At 70.5% G+C, this 13,429-nt stretch carries 12 protein-coding genes; 4 read left to right on the top strand and 8 right to left on the bottom strand.

The features are described from left to right. Positions 1-3: 3 nt before the first annotated feature. From EG812_RS05320 to EG812_RS05335, 4 genes are all read right to left on the bottom strand, one after another. Positions 4-1,329, bottom strand: coding sequence for a helix-turn-helix domain-containing protein (locus EG812_RS05320; RefSeq protein WP_013734174.1), 1,326 nt, complete (start codon positions 1,327-1,329; stop codon positions 4-6). A gap of 241 nt (positions 1,330-1,570) precedes the next feature. After that, positions 1,571-2,737: a winged helix DNA-binding domain-containing protein gene (locus EG812_RS05325; RefSeq protein ID WP_126710891.1), complete on the bottom strand. Its 1,167-nt coding sequence runs from the start codon at positions 2,735-2,737 to the stop codon at positions 1,571-1,573. A gap of 104 nt (positions 2,738-2,841) precedes the next feature. Further along, positions 2,842-3,861: a winged helix-turn-helix domain-containing protein gene (locus tag EG812_RS05330; RefSeq protein WP_126710892.1), complete on the bottom strand. Its 1,020-nt coding sequence runs from the start codon at positions 3,859-3,861 to the stop codon at positions 2,842-2,844. Continuing rightward, entirely contained in the window at positions 3,858-4,475 is a 618-nt protein-coding gene (locus EG812_RS05335; RefSeq protein WP_158632486.1) for a TOMM precursor leader peptide-binding protein, read from the bottom strand. Before EG812_RS05335 ends, EG812_RS05330 begins: the two co-directional genes overlap by 4 nt. A gap of 123 nt (positions 4,476-4,598) precedes the next feature. Between EG812_RS05335 and EG812_RS05340 the strand changes: the two genes are divergently transcribed. Then, on the top strand, positions 4,599-7,424 hold the full coding sequence (locus EG812_RS05340; protein WP_199743805.1) for an AfsR/SARP family transcriptional regulator: 2,826 nt from the start codon (positions 4,599-4,601) through the stop codon (positions 7,422-7,424). A 1-nt stretch (position 7,425) separates the two neighbouring features. Here the strand turns inward: EG812_RS05340 and EG812_RS05345 are convergent, their stop codons facing one another. Further along, positions 7,426-8,382: a LysR family transcriptional regulator gene (locus EG812_RS05345; RefSeq protein WP_126710894.1), complete on the bottom strand. Its 957-nt coding sequence runs from the start codon at positions 8,380-8,382 to the stop codon at positions 7,426-7,428. 70 nt (positions 8,383-8,452) lie between these two features. Here EG812_RS05345 and EG812_RS05350 point away from each other — a divergent pair, with 70 nt between their 5' ends. Next, entirely contained in the window at positions 8,453-9,463 is a 1,011-nt protein-coding gene (locus EG812_RS05350) for a YeiH family protein (RefSeq protein WP_126710895.1), read from the top strand. 173 nt (positions 9,464-9,636) lie between these two features. Here the strand turns inward: EG812_RS05350 and EG812_RS05355 are convergent, their stop codons facing one another. Beyond that, a complete protein-coding gene (locus EG812_RS05355) occupies positions 9,637-10,269 on the bottom strand; it encodes a DUF998 domain-containing protein (RefSeq protein WP_126710896.1) in 633 nt (210 codons plus the stop codon). A gap of 265 nt (positions 10,270-10,534) precedes the next feature. Here EG812_RS05355 and EG812_RS05360 point away from each other — a divergent pair, with 265 nt between their 5' ends. Further along, entirely contained in the window at positions 10,535-11,503 is a 969-nt protein-coding gene (locus EG812_RS05360; protein WP_126710897.1) for a hypothetical protein, read from the top strand. An 87-nt stretch (positions 11,504-11,590) separates the two neighbouring features. Here EG812_RS05360 and EG812_RS05365 read toward each other — a convergent pair whose 3' ends face one another. Continuing rightward, complete coding sequence (locus EG812_RS05365; RefSeq protein WP_013734165.1) at positions 11,591-12,142, bottom strand: winged helix-turn-helix transcriptional regulator; 552 nt, start codon at positions 12,140-12,142, stop codon at positions 11,591-11,593. 128 nt (positions 12,143-12,270) lie between these two features. Here EG812_RS05365 and EG812_RS05370 point away from each other — a divergent pair, with 128 nt between their 5' ends. Continuing rightward, entirely contained in the window at positions 12,271-12,975 is a 705-nt protein-coding gene (locus EG812_RS05370) for an SDR family oxidoreductase (RefSeq protein WP_126710898.1), read from the top strand. A 5-nt stretch (positions 12,976-12,980) separates the two neighbouring features. Here EG812_RS05370 and EG812_RS05375 read toward each other — a convergent pair whose 3' ends face one another. Continuing rightward, positions 12,981-13,400: a DUF4259 domain-containing protein gene (locus EG812_RS05375; protein WP_126710899.1), complete on the bottom strand. Its 420-nt coding sequence runs from the start codon at positions 13,398-13,400 to the stop codon at positions 12,981-12,983. Positions 13,401-13,429 lie beyond the last annotated feature (29 nt).

A 13,429-nucleotide genomic window follows, 5' to 3' on the forward strand; every position in this document is an offset into this window, starting at 1 on the left:
CTCCTATGGTTGGTCGTCGGCCAGCACCGTGTCGCGTTCCCGGGTCAGTTCGTCGATCTGTCGCCACACCTGGGCGGCGAGTTGGTACGAGCCGCCCTTCTCGCACAGTTCGACCGCGGAGCGCAGCATCGCTATCGCCTTGTCGAGCTCGCGGGTCTGGTGCAGCGCGTTGGCGTGGCTGAGGTAGCTGTAGATCAGATCCAGCCCGGCCAGCGGGGTGTCCGGGCCGGTCAGCGGCTCGTACAGGCGCAGCGCCTCCTGGGGGTTGCCGGTGCTGAGCTCGTAGCGGGCCCGCAGTGCGGAGACGATGGCCTGCTCCTGGGCGAGGCCGAGCATCCGCGACGTGGTCTCCGCGTCCCGGATCCACTGCCGTGCGCTGTCCAGGTCGTCGCCGATGTCGAGCAGCACCGACGCCGCCGACCGGCAGAACCGCAGCCAGTCGATGAGCGACATGCTGGGAAAGGCCAGCGCGTCCCGGGCCAGCCCGAAGTGCTCCCGCGCCTCCTCGGGGCGGCCCAACTGCGCGTACGCCATGCTTGCCACCCAGTGGGCCCGCCCGACGAAGCCCGGCCAGTCCAGCTTGCCCGCGACCTCCAGCATCTCGGTGATCAGCGGTTCCACCTGGTCCAGCTCACCGGCCTCGCAGAGCACCGAGATGAGCACGCCCAGCAGCCGTACGTGCACGCTCGTGCCGCCGATCCCGGGCTGACGCAGGTGGGTCAGTGCGCCGTACGCCGTACGCCGGGCCTCGCGCAGTTGCCCGAGGTCGCGGAGCACGGACGCGAGGTGGGTCTTGACGACCAACAGCAGTTCCGGGGCGGACTGGACGAGGGGAACCTCGGCCAGCTCCTCCAGCAGCCGGAGCCGGGCCTGGTGCTCGCTGAGCATCCGCAGGGTGTCCTGGAGTTCCAGGCTGACGTCGACCACGCGCTCGGGCAGTCCGTCGGACCTCGCGCTGGCCAGCGCGTTCTCCAGGAACCGGCGGGCCTGGGCGTGGTCACCGACCTCGCTCGCGCTGCGCGCCAGGACCTGTTCGAAGACGATCGGGCGACGGCTGGCTTCGCTCGGCAGCAGGGGAGCCACGTCGACGTCGAGCAGTTCCTCCAGGCTGCAGTCGAGCATGCGGCCCAGGTACACCACCACGTCCAGAGTCGGGACCCGGCTGCCCGCTTCCAGCAGGGAGATGTAGCTCGGGGTGACGAAGTCACCGGCGAGTTCGCGCTGCGACATGCGCAGCGCCGTGCGCCGCGCCTTCAATCGCTGACCGAACTCCGGCTGGGTCACGGCGATCTCGCCCTGCGGAAGCCAACCCAGTTGCCCTTTCGCCATCTTCCCACGACTCCTGTTATTGTCTCTGATATGACTCTAGTTGAATAGCGCCGCAGAGCCTACCCCATCAACACGGTCGTGTTTAAGCACCCGGGGTACGAAAAGTCCGTGTCTCTGGCCGAGAGCGCACGTTGGAAGTCGGATCAAGCCACTGCCGGAATGGCCAGCACATGCCCCTCTGCCTGCTCGTTCACGCCCGGCAGCGGCACTGACTGAAGTTAGCCACCCGGGTTTGCGAGAGCTAGGCGTGTCCGCCGACGGTGACGGGGCCAATTCGCACCGAGACTTTCGCCCCGAAGAACGCGGCCAGCCGATCCGCCTCTTCATCGAGGGCGCGGCGCTGCGCGGCGGACAACTCGTCAAGCGGTTCCACCGTCACGTCGATCCGGCGTCCGGATTTGCGTTGATGCCATACGCCGGCGACCCGCCCGTCGACGAGAAGCACGGGGAACGTGCCCGCCTGACCGTTGGCGAGGGCGCGCTGGGCCGCTCGACCGGCGAACAGCCGGTCCCGGGGATGGCACCCGATGACGTACGCGTCGAAGTAGGGCAGCAGACGTAGCCCGGACGGCGGCTCCTGGTCGAACACGCGGTCGTCCGCGATCACCCAGGCCCGCTCACCTTCCAGATCGACCGGCTCCAACCGGTCCGCCGCCATCTCGAACATGTCGGTCGCGAATGGACGCGGAATCGACAACCACTGCGCCACGTGTGCGGGCGTCGCGGGTCCGTACGCCCAGAGATAGTGCACGAGCAGGTCGGTCAGCGCGACGTCACTCGCGGCCGGCGTGAAACCCGGCAGCAGCCGCGCCGGACTCGTATAGGTCACCTTCCGGCCGCGTAACGGACCGAAACACATCACACCTCGGTTGGTCACCTGATGTTCGATCTGCCGCCACCGTGGCCATCGATCACCGAACGCCTCCATCACCCGGTCGGCCGACCAGTCCCCGACCCGTGCGGCGATGGCCACGGTCAGCTCGTCAACCGTCAGATCGGCGTCCCGCAGCGCATCGTCGATCGCCTCGATCACTGCTTCGACCTGGAGCTTCGTCATCCGTACCGCAGCGGGCTGGTGGTCCTGACCGGTGGGGAGCGCGCCCAGCGCACCCGCCCACATCGGCAGGTCGTCGGCGGCGAGCAGATGCACCGTGCCACGTGGCCCACGGGTCTTCACCAGACGGTGATCCCGCCAGAGCGCATCCTGCACCGACTGCCGGGACACCCCGTCGAGCCGCGCGCCGAGCGACCACTCGGCGGCCGACATCACCTGCGCGTGTACGCCGCACTGCGCCCTCGCGACCCGGGCGACAGCCGCCTCACCGCCGTTGCGGGGCCCGGTCAGACCGGCGCGCTCCAGACGTCGCGCGTTGGCCTGATCCCATGTGCACCGAGCCGCGACCGTCATGCAGGAGAGTGTGCCGCAGCCGGCCCTGATGTGCAGCCGCGCCGGCGCCCTGAACCGGACCGTCGGTCATCCCGTTACCGACGGTCCGGTCCAGGACGCCGGGGTCACCCGCCGACGTGCGGCACCGGGTCGCCGGGCAGGTGGACCGCCGGCGATGGCACCGGGGCGGGCGGGGACGGCAGATGCCGCAGCGGCCCGGAGGAGGCCGGGCTCGCCTGCGCGTACCGGCCGTCGGGGGTGCCGTTCGGGCCGCAGTCGGGGCAGTCGCGGCGCCGGGGGAGAGGCCGGACGGTGGCGGTCGGCACCCCGTCGGGACAGGAGATCTCCAGGCAGGTGTCCGCAGTGGTGGGATCCACGCCGCGGATCAGGGTGTCGGCGACCTTTCCGGCCGTCAGTGCCGCGATCACGTCGACGATCGTCGCGGTCGGGCCGGCCGGGTCCGGGCGGGTCAGCGGCAGCTGGCACCCGCAGGAGCCGGGCCGCAGCAGCGGCCCCACCCACCCGCCGCTCGCGTCGACCCGCGCGCCGAGCCACCACTGACCCGCCCGCAGGGTCGTGGCCAGGGCGGTGGGTGGGCCGTCGGCGAGCACCTCCACCACCACGACCGAGTTCCGTCCGTCGGCGGTGACCGGCGGCAGCCCGACCAGCAGGTCAGGGTCGTACGGCCACATGGCGACCCCGCTGCGGTCCAGCTCGGCGGTGATCGTCGCGGCCAGCCACCCGCGCCCTGTCACCAGTGCCCGGCCGTGGCGCAGGTTGGCCAGCATCTGGGCAGTGTCGGTCGGGTGATCGAGTTGGCCGGCGGTACGGGACAGGAAGTCGGCCGCCGGTGTCGGCGGATCGGTTCCCGACCAGACTGCGTCGTCCGCGGTGACGGCGTGTGCGAGCCCGTGTCGCACGAGCAGGGCTATCCGGTCGGTGACCTCCGACATCGGTACGCCCAGCAACCGCGCGATCTGCGATACACAGTGATTGCCGTCGAGCAGTTCGCAGAGCTGCGGCAGGACATCCGTCGCGCCGGGTCCGGCCACGACGGCACGTGCCGGCCCGCCCTCCAGGACGTACGAGTCGCCGAAGGCGAAGCGGACCAGCCCGGTGCTGAGGCGATACACCGGCCCGGTCACGCCACAACCCCCGTTCTGTCGGGCTGGCCCGCTCGGTCTCCGGACCCGCCGGGTAGCTGCTGCGCCACCGCCGCGCGCTTCCCCCGGGGACAACCGTCCACCGGCACGAATGCGTCGGTGCGTACGGTGCCGTCGAGCAGGTCGTAGCGGAGAATGCGCTGGCTGGCCGGACCCTGCTGCCTGATCAGCATCGTGGCGAGGGACGCCGCGACGCTGACGTGATGCTCCAGGTAGCCGAGCGGGCCCGACCACCTGTCCTGGTCGTACAGGTCCCACAGCGCCCTGGTGACGTGCGGCTGCTCATCAGTGGCGAGCACCTGCCCCAGCAGACAGTCGTAGCAGCCGGGCAGTTGCCCGCCGAGAACGGGGCCCACACGAATCTGCGGATGTGTCAGGATGACTGGCAGCCACCACGGCACCGCCTCGTTGGCGTCGATGCTCCGGGCGATGGCGCGGGCCTCCCGCCAGGACGCCAGGACGATCGGTCGCAGGGGAGAGGTCGCCGCCGGGACGCTCTCCGTCACCTGCGTTCCGGCGATTCTGGACACCAGGCGGCCGGCCACCGCGCGACCGAAGTCGCCGACAGCAACGACGGTGATCGGGGGCTGCTGCATGGCGGACCTCCAGGACAGCCACAGCTGAAAAGATGATCGCTTCGGTGGCCGATGGTACGGTGGCCGGCGTACAACCTGCGCACAATCGAGGTACATCTGGTCAGCCTCAGGCTGAGGTGAACGATGCCGATCCACTTCGACCTGCTCGGCCCGTTGTCGGTGGTCCGGGACGGCCGGCCGGTCGATCTCGGCTCGGTGAAGCAACGGCTGGTGCTGGCCTGTCTGCTGTTCCGGCCCAATGAGGCGGTCTCCAAGGAGCGACTGGTCACCGCCCTCTGGGACGACCAGCCACCGGCGTCCGCCAACGCCAACATCCGCACCTACGTCCGCGGGCTGCGGCAAGCCCTCCACGACGAGGCCGACGACCAGCCGCGGATCGTGACCACCCACGGTGGATACCTGCTGCGGGTCGAGCCGGACGAACGCGACCTCGATCGCTTCGACGCCGCGACCGCGCGGGGACGGGAAGCCCTGACCAGCGGTGACGCCGAGCGGGCCGAGGCCGAGCTGGTCGCAGCACTGGGCCTGTGGCGCGGCCGGGCGCTGGCCGAGCTGCCGCTTCCCCCGCAGCTGTCCCGCTGGGTCGAGCAGTTGATGGAACGGCGGCTGCTGGCCGAGGAGGACCACGCCGAGGCGAAGCTCGCCCTCGGTGCGCCGGCCGAGGTGATCCCCCGGCTGCGCGCCCTGCTCGACCGGCACCCGTTACGGCAGCGTGCCTGGGTGCACCTCATGTCGGCGCTCTACGCCAGCGGCGACGTGGCCGGCGCGTTGGCGGCCTTCCGACAGGTCCGACGGGTGCTGGCCGAGGAGACCGGGATGGATCCCGGGCCCGAGCTGACCCGCCTGCACGACGACATTCTGCACCACCGGCGGCACCCGGACGGTTCGTCGGCGACAGTCGAACGGGTGGCTGTGAGCTCGGTCCGGGTGCGCCCGGAGCAGCTACCGCTCGTCCCACCCGGGTTCGTCGGTCGGGAGCTGCACCTGAGTCGCCTCGACGCGGCGGTCGGCGACCGGGCCAGTGGGCCGACCACTGTGGTCATCTCCGCTGTCTGCGGCATGGCCGGCATCGGCAAGACCGCGCTGGCGCTGCACTGGGCGCACCGGGTGGCCGACCGCTTTCCCGACGGACAACTCCACGTCAATCTCCGCGGGTACGACGACGGGGAGCGGGTCGCGCCCGCCGACGCGCTGCTCGGCTTCCTCGAGGCGCTCGGTGTACCACTGGCCCGCATACCGAGCAGTCTGGATGCTCGGATCGGTCTGTACCGTAGCCTGCTCGCCTCCCGCGAGATGCTCATCGTGCTCGACAACGCCCGCGACGCCGAGCAGGTACGGCCCCTGCTGCCCGGCGCGGGCCGGTGCGTCGTCGTGGTGACCAGTCGGGACCAGCTGCACAGCCTGGTCGCCGCGGAGGGCGCCCGCCTGCTGGCCCTCGACCTGCTGACCGCCACGGAGTCGAGGAACCTGCTGCGCAGCCGGATCGGTGGCGACCGGCTCGACGACGAACCGGACGCGGTGGCCGACATGATCGAGGCATCCGGGCGCCTGCCGCTCGCCCTGTCGATCGTGGCGGCGCGGGTGGCGACCCGGCCCACCTTTCCGCTGGAGGCGATCGCCGCGGAACTGCGCCCACCCGAGGCACGGTTGGAAGTTCTGGCGGACGGCGACGTACGTCGGGTGTTCTCCTGGTCGTACCGGGCCCTGAGCCCCGTCGCGGCCCGCCTGTTCCGCCTGATCGGGCTGCATCCGGGACCGGAACTGACAAGTGCCGCCGCCGCCGCGCTGCTGGGCTGTCCCGCCGCTGCGGTCGGCCCGGTGCTCAAGGAACTGACCCGACTGCACCTGTTGACCGAGCACCGGCCGGACCGGTACGCCTGCCACGACCTGCTGCGCTCGTACGCCGCCGAGTTGACGCAGGGCGCCGAGCAGGGCGCCGAGCGGCACGACGCCCGGCACCGGCTGTACGACCACTACCTGCACAGCGCCTATCCGGCGGCCCGGCTGGTCCAGCCGCAGTGGACACCCATCACCCCCGTGCCGGCACTGGGCGACGTCATCCACGTGCCGATGGCAGACCAGGATGCCGCCCTGGCCTGGTTCTCGACGGAACGCCGGGTGCTCCTGCGGGTGATCCGGCAGGCCGCCACCACCGGGTTCGAGGCGTACGCCTGGCAGCTCGCCTGGGCGTTGACCACCTTTCTCGCGCCCCGTGGGCTCTGGCACGACCAGCTCGCCGCCCAGCAGGTCGCGCTCCAGGCGGCGGAGTGCCTTGGCGACCTGAATGCGCAGGCCACGGCCAGCCGGCTGCTGGGCCGGGCCGCCGCGCGACTCGGCCAGCACGACACCGCCGGTGACCGCCTGGAATGGGCGATCAAGCTGTACGAGCAGCTCGACGACGAGGATGGTCTGGCGCAGACCCTGCACAACTACACCGAGCACTGTTTCGTGCTCGGCCGCCTGGACGAGGCGCTGACGCACGGTCACGAGGCCCTGCGCCTGTACCGGCGGACCGGCAACCGGGCCGGCGAGGGGCGGGCCCTCAATGCGGTCGGGTACATGCACGCTGTTCGCGGTGACTACCGGCAGGCGATCGTCGACTGTACGGCGGCGCTGACCCAGCAGCGTCTGATCGACGACCACAACGGTCAGGCGGCGACGCTGGACAGCCTGGGGTTCGCCTACCACGCACTCGGCGATCATGCCCGTGCGGTGTCCTGCTACGAGCGGTCCGTCGAGCTCTTCCGTGCCTCCGCCGACCGTTATCACCAGGCGGAGACGCTCGTTCGTCTCGGCGAGACCCACGCTGCGATGGGCAACGCCGAGGCAGCCGCGCAAGCCTGGCGTCTGGCGTCTGCCATCTACGACGACCTGGGTGATCCCACCGTCGATGACGCGCGCCGCCGACTCGCCGGGCTCGGCCAGGCCGTTGGCGGCCGGCAATGCTGACCTAGTTTCGACCCGGTGGGTTCCGGTCCTTGGTGATCGTCGTGGGCCGGGCCGGCGGCGTCGTGGGGGAGGTGTCGATCGCCTGCAGCAGTGCGGTGGCCGACCCGGTGAGCCGTCGACCGCGTGGCCACACCGCGCGCAGGTCCCGCCGGAGCGGCAGGTTGTCCACCGGCACGGTGACCAGGTGGCCGGTGGCGAGTTCCGTCTCGACGGCGTGCCTGCTGAGCACCGCGGGCGCGGTGCCGGTCATCGCCGCGCCCTTGACGGCGGCGTTCGAGCCGAGGGACAGGTGCGGCGGCGCGGGGTCGAGGTCGCGCAGGGCCAGTTCCAGGGTCTCCCGGGTGCCTGATCCCTGCTCTCGCACCACGAGCCGGGTGGCCGCCAGCTCCGCCGGACGCAGCGGGCGACGACGACGGGCCCAGTCATGCTGTGGCGCCACGACGACGACCAGGTGATCGTGCCCGACGATCATGTGGTCGAGTCCGTCGGGCACATTCGGCCCTTCGATGAACCCGATGTCGACGCTGTCGTCGGTCACCAGCATCCGCGCGACTTCGGTGGAGTTGACGACGGTCAGGCCGACCTGCACATCGGGTTCGCGCTGCGCGAGGCGGTGCAACCACCGGGGGAGCAGGGCCTCGGCGACGGTCATGCTCGCCGCCACGCGCAGGCGTGCCGCCCGTGCGTGGCGCATGGCGGTGAGGCTGTTGTCGAACTCGTCGGCGACGGTGAGCAGCCGCAGCGCCCACGTCACCACGACCTGCCCGTCGTCGGTGAGCATCGAACCGCGTGGGGTCCGGGTCAGCAGCGGGAGTCGTACCTGCCGTTCCAGCGCGGCGAGGCGCTTGCTGGCCGACGGCTGGGACATCCCCATCGCGCGTGCGGCCCGGCCGACACTGCCCAGCTCCGCCACCCCGACCAGCAGGCGCAGCGACACCAGGTCGGGAAGCACACTCATAACCCCACGCTATGACCTGTACCCCGGTGGACGGCTACTGGAGGGGGCCAGATCACGTGAAGCTGTCCCTATGACGATCAAGGAGGCGACCAGTGTCGTTCCCGCCGCCGGTCGGGGCGGCCCCCGCCTGCTGCCGGGACTGCTCGTCGCCGCCGGTGCCGCCGCCGTCGGATATCTGGTGAATCTCCGGTTCGGCGCCGCCAGCCCGCTGGTGGTGGCGATCGTGCTGGGCATAATGCTGACCGCCTGCGGCGGCAACCGCCCGTGGTTGCAGTCGGGCCTGCGGTTCGCCGCCACCACCCTGCTGCGGATCGGCATCGTGCTGCTCGGCCTGCAACTGGTGCTGGCCGATGTCGTCGGGTTGGGTGTCGGGCCGATACTCGTCGTGACGCTGGGGGTGGCCGCCAGCTTCGTCGCCACCCGCCGGGTGGGCCGACGCCTCGGCCTCACCGCCGACCGCTCGTTGCTCGTCGCTACCGGAGTGGCCATCTGCGGCGCGTCGGCCGTGGCCGCGATGAACCAGGTCGGTGACGGCGAGGAGGAGGACGTCGTCACCGCGGTCGCGGTCGTCACCGTGCTCGGTACGGTGTCCATGATCGCCCTGCCCGCCCTCGGTGTGCTGTTCGGCCTGGACGAGGTGCTGCTCGGCCTGTGGGTGGGGGCGAGCGTGCACGAGGTGGGCCAGGTCGTCGCGGTCGGCGGCGCGGTCGGCGCCACGGCCCTGTCGGCGGCCGTCGTCGTCAAGCTGTTCCGGGTGCTGCTGCTCGCCCCACTCGTCGCCCTGGTGGCCCTGCAACGCCGGACCTCCGGTCACGTACGCAAGCCTCCGATGCTGCCGTGGTTCGTCGTCGGCTTCGTCGCGGCGGCGATGCTACGCGCGACCGGCTTGCTGCCGACAGTCGTCCTCGACATCGGGTCGGTGGCGGGCACGATCCTGCTGGCGGCTGCCATGTTCGCCCTCGGTGCCGCGGTCGACCTGCGCTCCGTCGCCCACGGCGGCCGCACCGCGTTGACTGCCGGGACGGTCGGCACCGTCGTCCTGTCGACCGTCACGCTGGCCGGCCTGGCCCTGACCACCTGAGACCGGATGGGCGATTTCTACGCATGGTTCGTCTTCAATCCGGCTGCGCGGTTGCGCCTTCGGGTGTTCACCGAAACGGAGGGTGACGATCGATGAAGGTCAGCCGTCTTCCGGCGCCAACGCTGCCGAGTGGGGCCAACTGATCTGTGTTCTCGATGGCGAGTAGTTCCCTGTCACGCGGTGGGCGGGCGGGCAGCGGTGCCGCGTTGCCGCCGTCGGCCGGAGCCGGTGCGCAGCCCGGCGACCACCAGCAGGGGTGCGAGCGCCTCCGCGCCGGCCGCGACCCGTTCGGCCAGGCCGATCCGCTCACCACCGGTAGCCAACTCGGCCACGAACCAGGCCACCGGCAGCGCCAAGGCGACCGTCAGTGCCGCCCAGGGTGCGCGCCGTCGGGCGGGTCCCCTCGTGGTCGTGGTGCGCGGCGCGGCGAGGGCGGGCCAGAGCGCCAGCGCGCCGAAGGCCACGGTGGCGGCGAGTGTGTGTGGCACCGAGTTCCCGCCGCCGGCCGGCAGCGGGAACGCCGCCACCGCCAGGGTTCCCACCCCGCCGAGGGCGAGCAGCGCCCGTCCGGCAGGTGCGAGAGGACGTAGCCCGGCGGCGGTCACGCAGTGACACAATCCGAGTCCGGCCAGGCCGAGCGTCATGATCCACCGGTCGGTCGCGTCGACTGCGGCGAGCGCGCTGATCGTGTCGGTGACCTGGTCGAATCCGCCGGGCTGGCGGGCCGCACCGAGGGTCCAGCCACCGATCAGGAGGATGGGCGCTGCCACGGCGGAGGCCAGCGCCCATCGGGGTACGACTCGCATTCCCGCACCGTACGTGTTGACCGGCCGAGCTGTCGATGATCAACGGGGCAGGCGGGCTGCCCGATCAGACCGGGCGCGCGTTCGATCTGGTGACGAGTACGGCGGCGGTATGGTCCCGTGTGCGCCGAGCAACGGCATCGGCGGGGAGTATCCGCCGACGCGTGTCGCGGATGGGCCTACGTCGACGGGGAGCTTGAGCATGCCGATGCTGCGGCGTGGCGAATGTGGTGTCCCGCGACGAGGTCGGGGTTGGCGTCGAACTGTCGTGGCGATCGCCGTTGCCTCTGTCGTCATGCTCAGCGGCTGCGGGACCGACGCCGAGATCGCCCCAGAGCGGCTGGCGACGGCGCAGGATGGCCACATCGTGAGTGTCGCGTGGCTACCGAGCGGCCAGCTCTACGTTCTCCGCTATGTCGACTCTGCCAGTCCCACGAGACTTGCCATGATCACAAGTAGCGGTCGAGGCGAAATGGTGGCCGTTTCGTCCACGGGGTTCTGCGGTGCTCCCGAAATCGTCACCATCTCCACCTTGCCGGACGGCAGGCTGGGCGCTGTCGTCGACTGCGAAGCCACTACAACTCATGTCAGTTCACGAATTGCCGCCGCCCTTGACGACGGGAAGTTGGTCAAGCTGGCGACGTTGGGTGCTCAGTGGCTGGTGTCGTGGGATGGCGACCTGTCGAACGGGTGGGTGGAGTACGCCGCCGGCGACTGTCGGAGTATCGCCCGGTACGTGAGGGGTCACGTCGTTCCCTTTCCGAAGTACGGACCGGCTCAACTCGTACCCTTCGGCCTGGATCAGGATTTCTTCGACCCATCCGGTTGTTCGACACCGGGGCGAGCGGGATTTCTCGCCGTGGCACGGTCCGGTGAGGTCTTCTTCCTTGTCTCCGACGAGGCCGAGAGCCTTTTCGGCGAGCGCGCACGGTGGCGTGCGATGACCTTCGATCCCGCGTCAGGTCTCATCCGGCAGACAGGGCCGGAACTCACTGATCCCTCCGACGTGGCGGTGTCGCCGGACGGAGCTGCCCTGTTGGTGTCCGGTCGTCACGACAACAGGTCAGGTGTCTGGCGAATCGATACCACCAGCGGAGAGTTCTCGCGGGTGTTGTCCGGGCGATTCGGCGCGATAGGCGTAAGCGCCGACAGTCGACGGGCCGCCATCGCCCGTCGGACGGAGACGGGAGACGACCTGGTGCCGCTGGACCTTGTCCAGACGACACCCGGACCTTAGCCGATCATGAGCTGATCAGTTGCCCGGCTCGTGCCAACCCCACCGTCAGCGCCGCCGGACCGACCGTTTGATCATCGAACCGCAGCGTCAGTCGGAGCCGTGCGGCTGCCGGCGCGCCGCAGCCGCGTAGGCCTCGTCCTTCAGCCGCGCGGCAGCCTCTCCGAGTGGCACGTCGTGCCCCTTGGCGCATCTGACGTGGGCGGAGAGTGGGGCCTCGCAGCCACGGTGAACGAGTTCGACGCCGGTGCGGTGGTCGTCGCCGAGCAGTTCACCCCACTGCACGAGGGCAACGATGATCGGGAAGAGTGCGCGCCCGCGATCGGTGAGCAGGTACTCGTCGCGGGTGCGCTTGCCGGGCTCCTGGTAGGGGCGCCTGTCGACGATGCCGTCGGCGTACAGCTGCTTGAGTCGTCCGGCGACGACGGCCTCGCTCAAACCCGTACGTCGAGCCAACTCGTCGAACCTGGTGCCCCCGTAGAAGAGTTCACGGACTATCAGCATCGCCGAGCGCGTGCCGATCAGACCGAGTGAGCGTTCGATGCGGCACCAACCCGTCGCCGTCCAGTCGTCGCGCGCGGCGAACGCGCCCAGACGCTCGAGGGCGTCGGTGGGCTCGACAGGTCCCTCGTCGTGATTCATGACACCCATCCTACGCTGACTTTGCTCCCCCAAAGCCAGGCAGGCTAGATTACTGGCTATGGCAGACACTAGTCAGCCGGATCGCGAAGGCGGCAGCCACGCCGTCACCCACCACGGAGGGATCTGACATGCCCAGCCTCAACGGAGCCGTCGTGCTCGTCACCGGAGCCAACGGTGGCCTCGGCACCCACTTCGTTCACCAGGCCCTCGACCGGGGAGCGGTCAAGGTGTACGCCGCCGCCCGCAACCTACGGGACTGGAACGACGACCGCATCGTCCCCCTCGTCCTGGACGTGACGTCGCCGGAGTCCATCGCGGCCGCAGCCGACATCGCCGACGACGTGACCATTCTGATCAACAACGCCGGGGCGTTGAACGGCGCCAGCGTGCTCGGCGACCTGGCGGCGGCACGGGAGCTGTTCGAGACCAACTTCTGGGGCGCCCTCGCGGTGACCAACGCGTTCACTCCGGCGCTGAAGACGTCGCGGGGCACGGTGCTCAACGTGCTGTCCGTCCTGAGTTGGCTCGGCATCGGCGATGCCTACAGCGCCACCAAGGCGGCACTCTGGCAGGCGACGAACACGCAGCGCATCACGCTCGCCCCCGAGGGCGTGCACGTCGCTTCGTTGCACCTCGGCTACGCCGACACCCCGATGACCAAGGACGTCGAGGCCCCCAAGCTCGACCCGGCCGACGTCGTCCGCTCGGCGTACGACGGGATCGAAGCCGGCAGCTACGAGATCCTCGCCGATGAGCTCAGCGGCCGGGTGAAGGCTGGACTCGCGGGGCCGGTCGAAGGGCTCTACCCGCAGCTCGCCGCAGCCCGCGCCTGACCCGACTACCGGGCTGTCAGGACTTTCCGCAGGTCGTGGACGAGGTTGAAGGCCGGATTGGTGGGTCCCGCGGCGTCCTGCCACAGAAAATGCCACTCCGAGTCGGCGGCCATGATCCGGTCGAGGGCCCGCGCCGCGAGCGGGACCAGGTCGTCGGGCAGATCGAGCCGACCACCGTCGAGCAGGAAATCCGGTGCGTACGAGGAGGTGATCGCCGGCCCGCCGGGCCGCTGCGCGGCGACGATCGCGGCTGCGGCGACCGCCTCGCAGGCGACATCGGCGTCGAGGTAGCCGGCCTCGCCGGCGGCCCGGCTCAGCGCCTCACGGACGAGCATCGGGCGCTTGGCCACGTCGGCGTCGTTGAAATCACCACACCAGTCGGCGGCGGTGTCGTTGTCGAACGGCCCGCTGTCCCACGTCCCCATGCCATCTCCCAGAATCGGTTGTCCGGCAT

Source organism: Verrucosispora sp. FIM060022, from assembly GCF_003977705.1.
In the GTDB taxonomy this organism is placed as follows: domain Bacteria; phylum Actinomycetota; class Actinomycetes; order Mycobacteriales; family Micromonosporaceae; genus Micromonospora; species Micromonospora gifhornensis.

What these genes read in the sequence shown, in the direction of transcription:
- EG812_RS05320 (WP_013734174.1), bottom strand. Translation starts at nt 1,329, where the DNA reads ATGGCGAAAGGGCAACTGGGTTGGCTTCCGCAGGGCGAGATCGCCGTG.
- EG812_RS05325 (WP_126710891.1), bottom strand. Translation starts at nt 2,737, where the DNA reads ATGACGGTCGCGGCTCGGTGCACATGGGATCAGGCCAACGCGCGACGT.
- EG812_RS05335 (WP_158632486.1), bottom strand. Translation starts at nt 4,475, where the DNA reads ATGCAGCAGCCCCCGATCACCGTCGTTGCTGTCGGCGACTTCGGTCGC.
- EG812_RS05340 (WP_199743805.1), top strand. Translation starts at nt 4,599, where the DNA reads ATGCCGATCCACTTCGACCTGCTCGGCCCGTTGTCGGTGGTCCGGGAC.
- EG812_RS05345 (WP_126710894.1), bottom strand. Translation starts at nt 8,382, where the DNA reads ATGAGTGTGCTTCCCGACCTGGTGTCGCTGCGCCTGCTGGTCGGGGTG.
- EG812_RS05350 (WP_126710895.1), top strand. Translation starts at nt 8,453, where the DNA reads ATGACGATCAAGGAGGCGACCAGTGTCGTTCCCGCCGCCGGTCGGGGC.
- EG812_RS05355 (WP_126710896.1), bottom strand. Translation starts at nt 10,269, where the DNA reads ATGCGAGTCGTACCCCGATGGGCGCTGGCCTCCGCCGTGGCAGCGCCC.
- EG812_RS05365 (WP_013734165.1), bottom strand. Translation starts at nt 12,142, where the DNA reads ATGAATCACGACGAGGGACCTGTCGAGCCCACCGACGCCCTCGAGCGT.
- EG812_RS05370 (WP_126710898.1), top strand. Translation starts at nt 12,271, where the DNA reads ATGCCCAGCCTCAACGGAGCCGTCGTGCTCGTCACCGGAGCCAACGGT.
- EG812_RS05375 (WP_126710899.1), bottom strand. Translation starts at nt 13,400, where the DNA reads ATGGGGACGTGGGACAGCGGGCCGTTCGACAACGACACCGCCGCCGAC.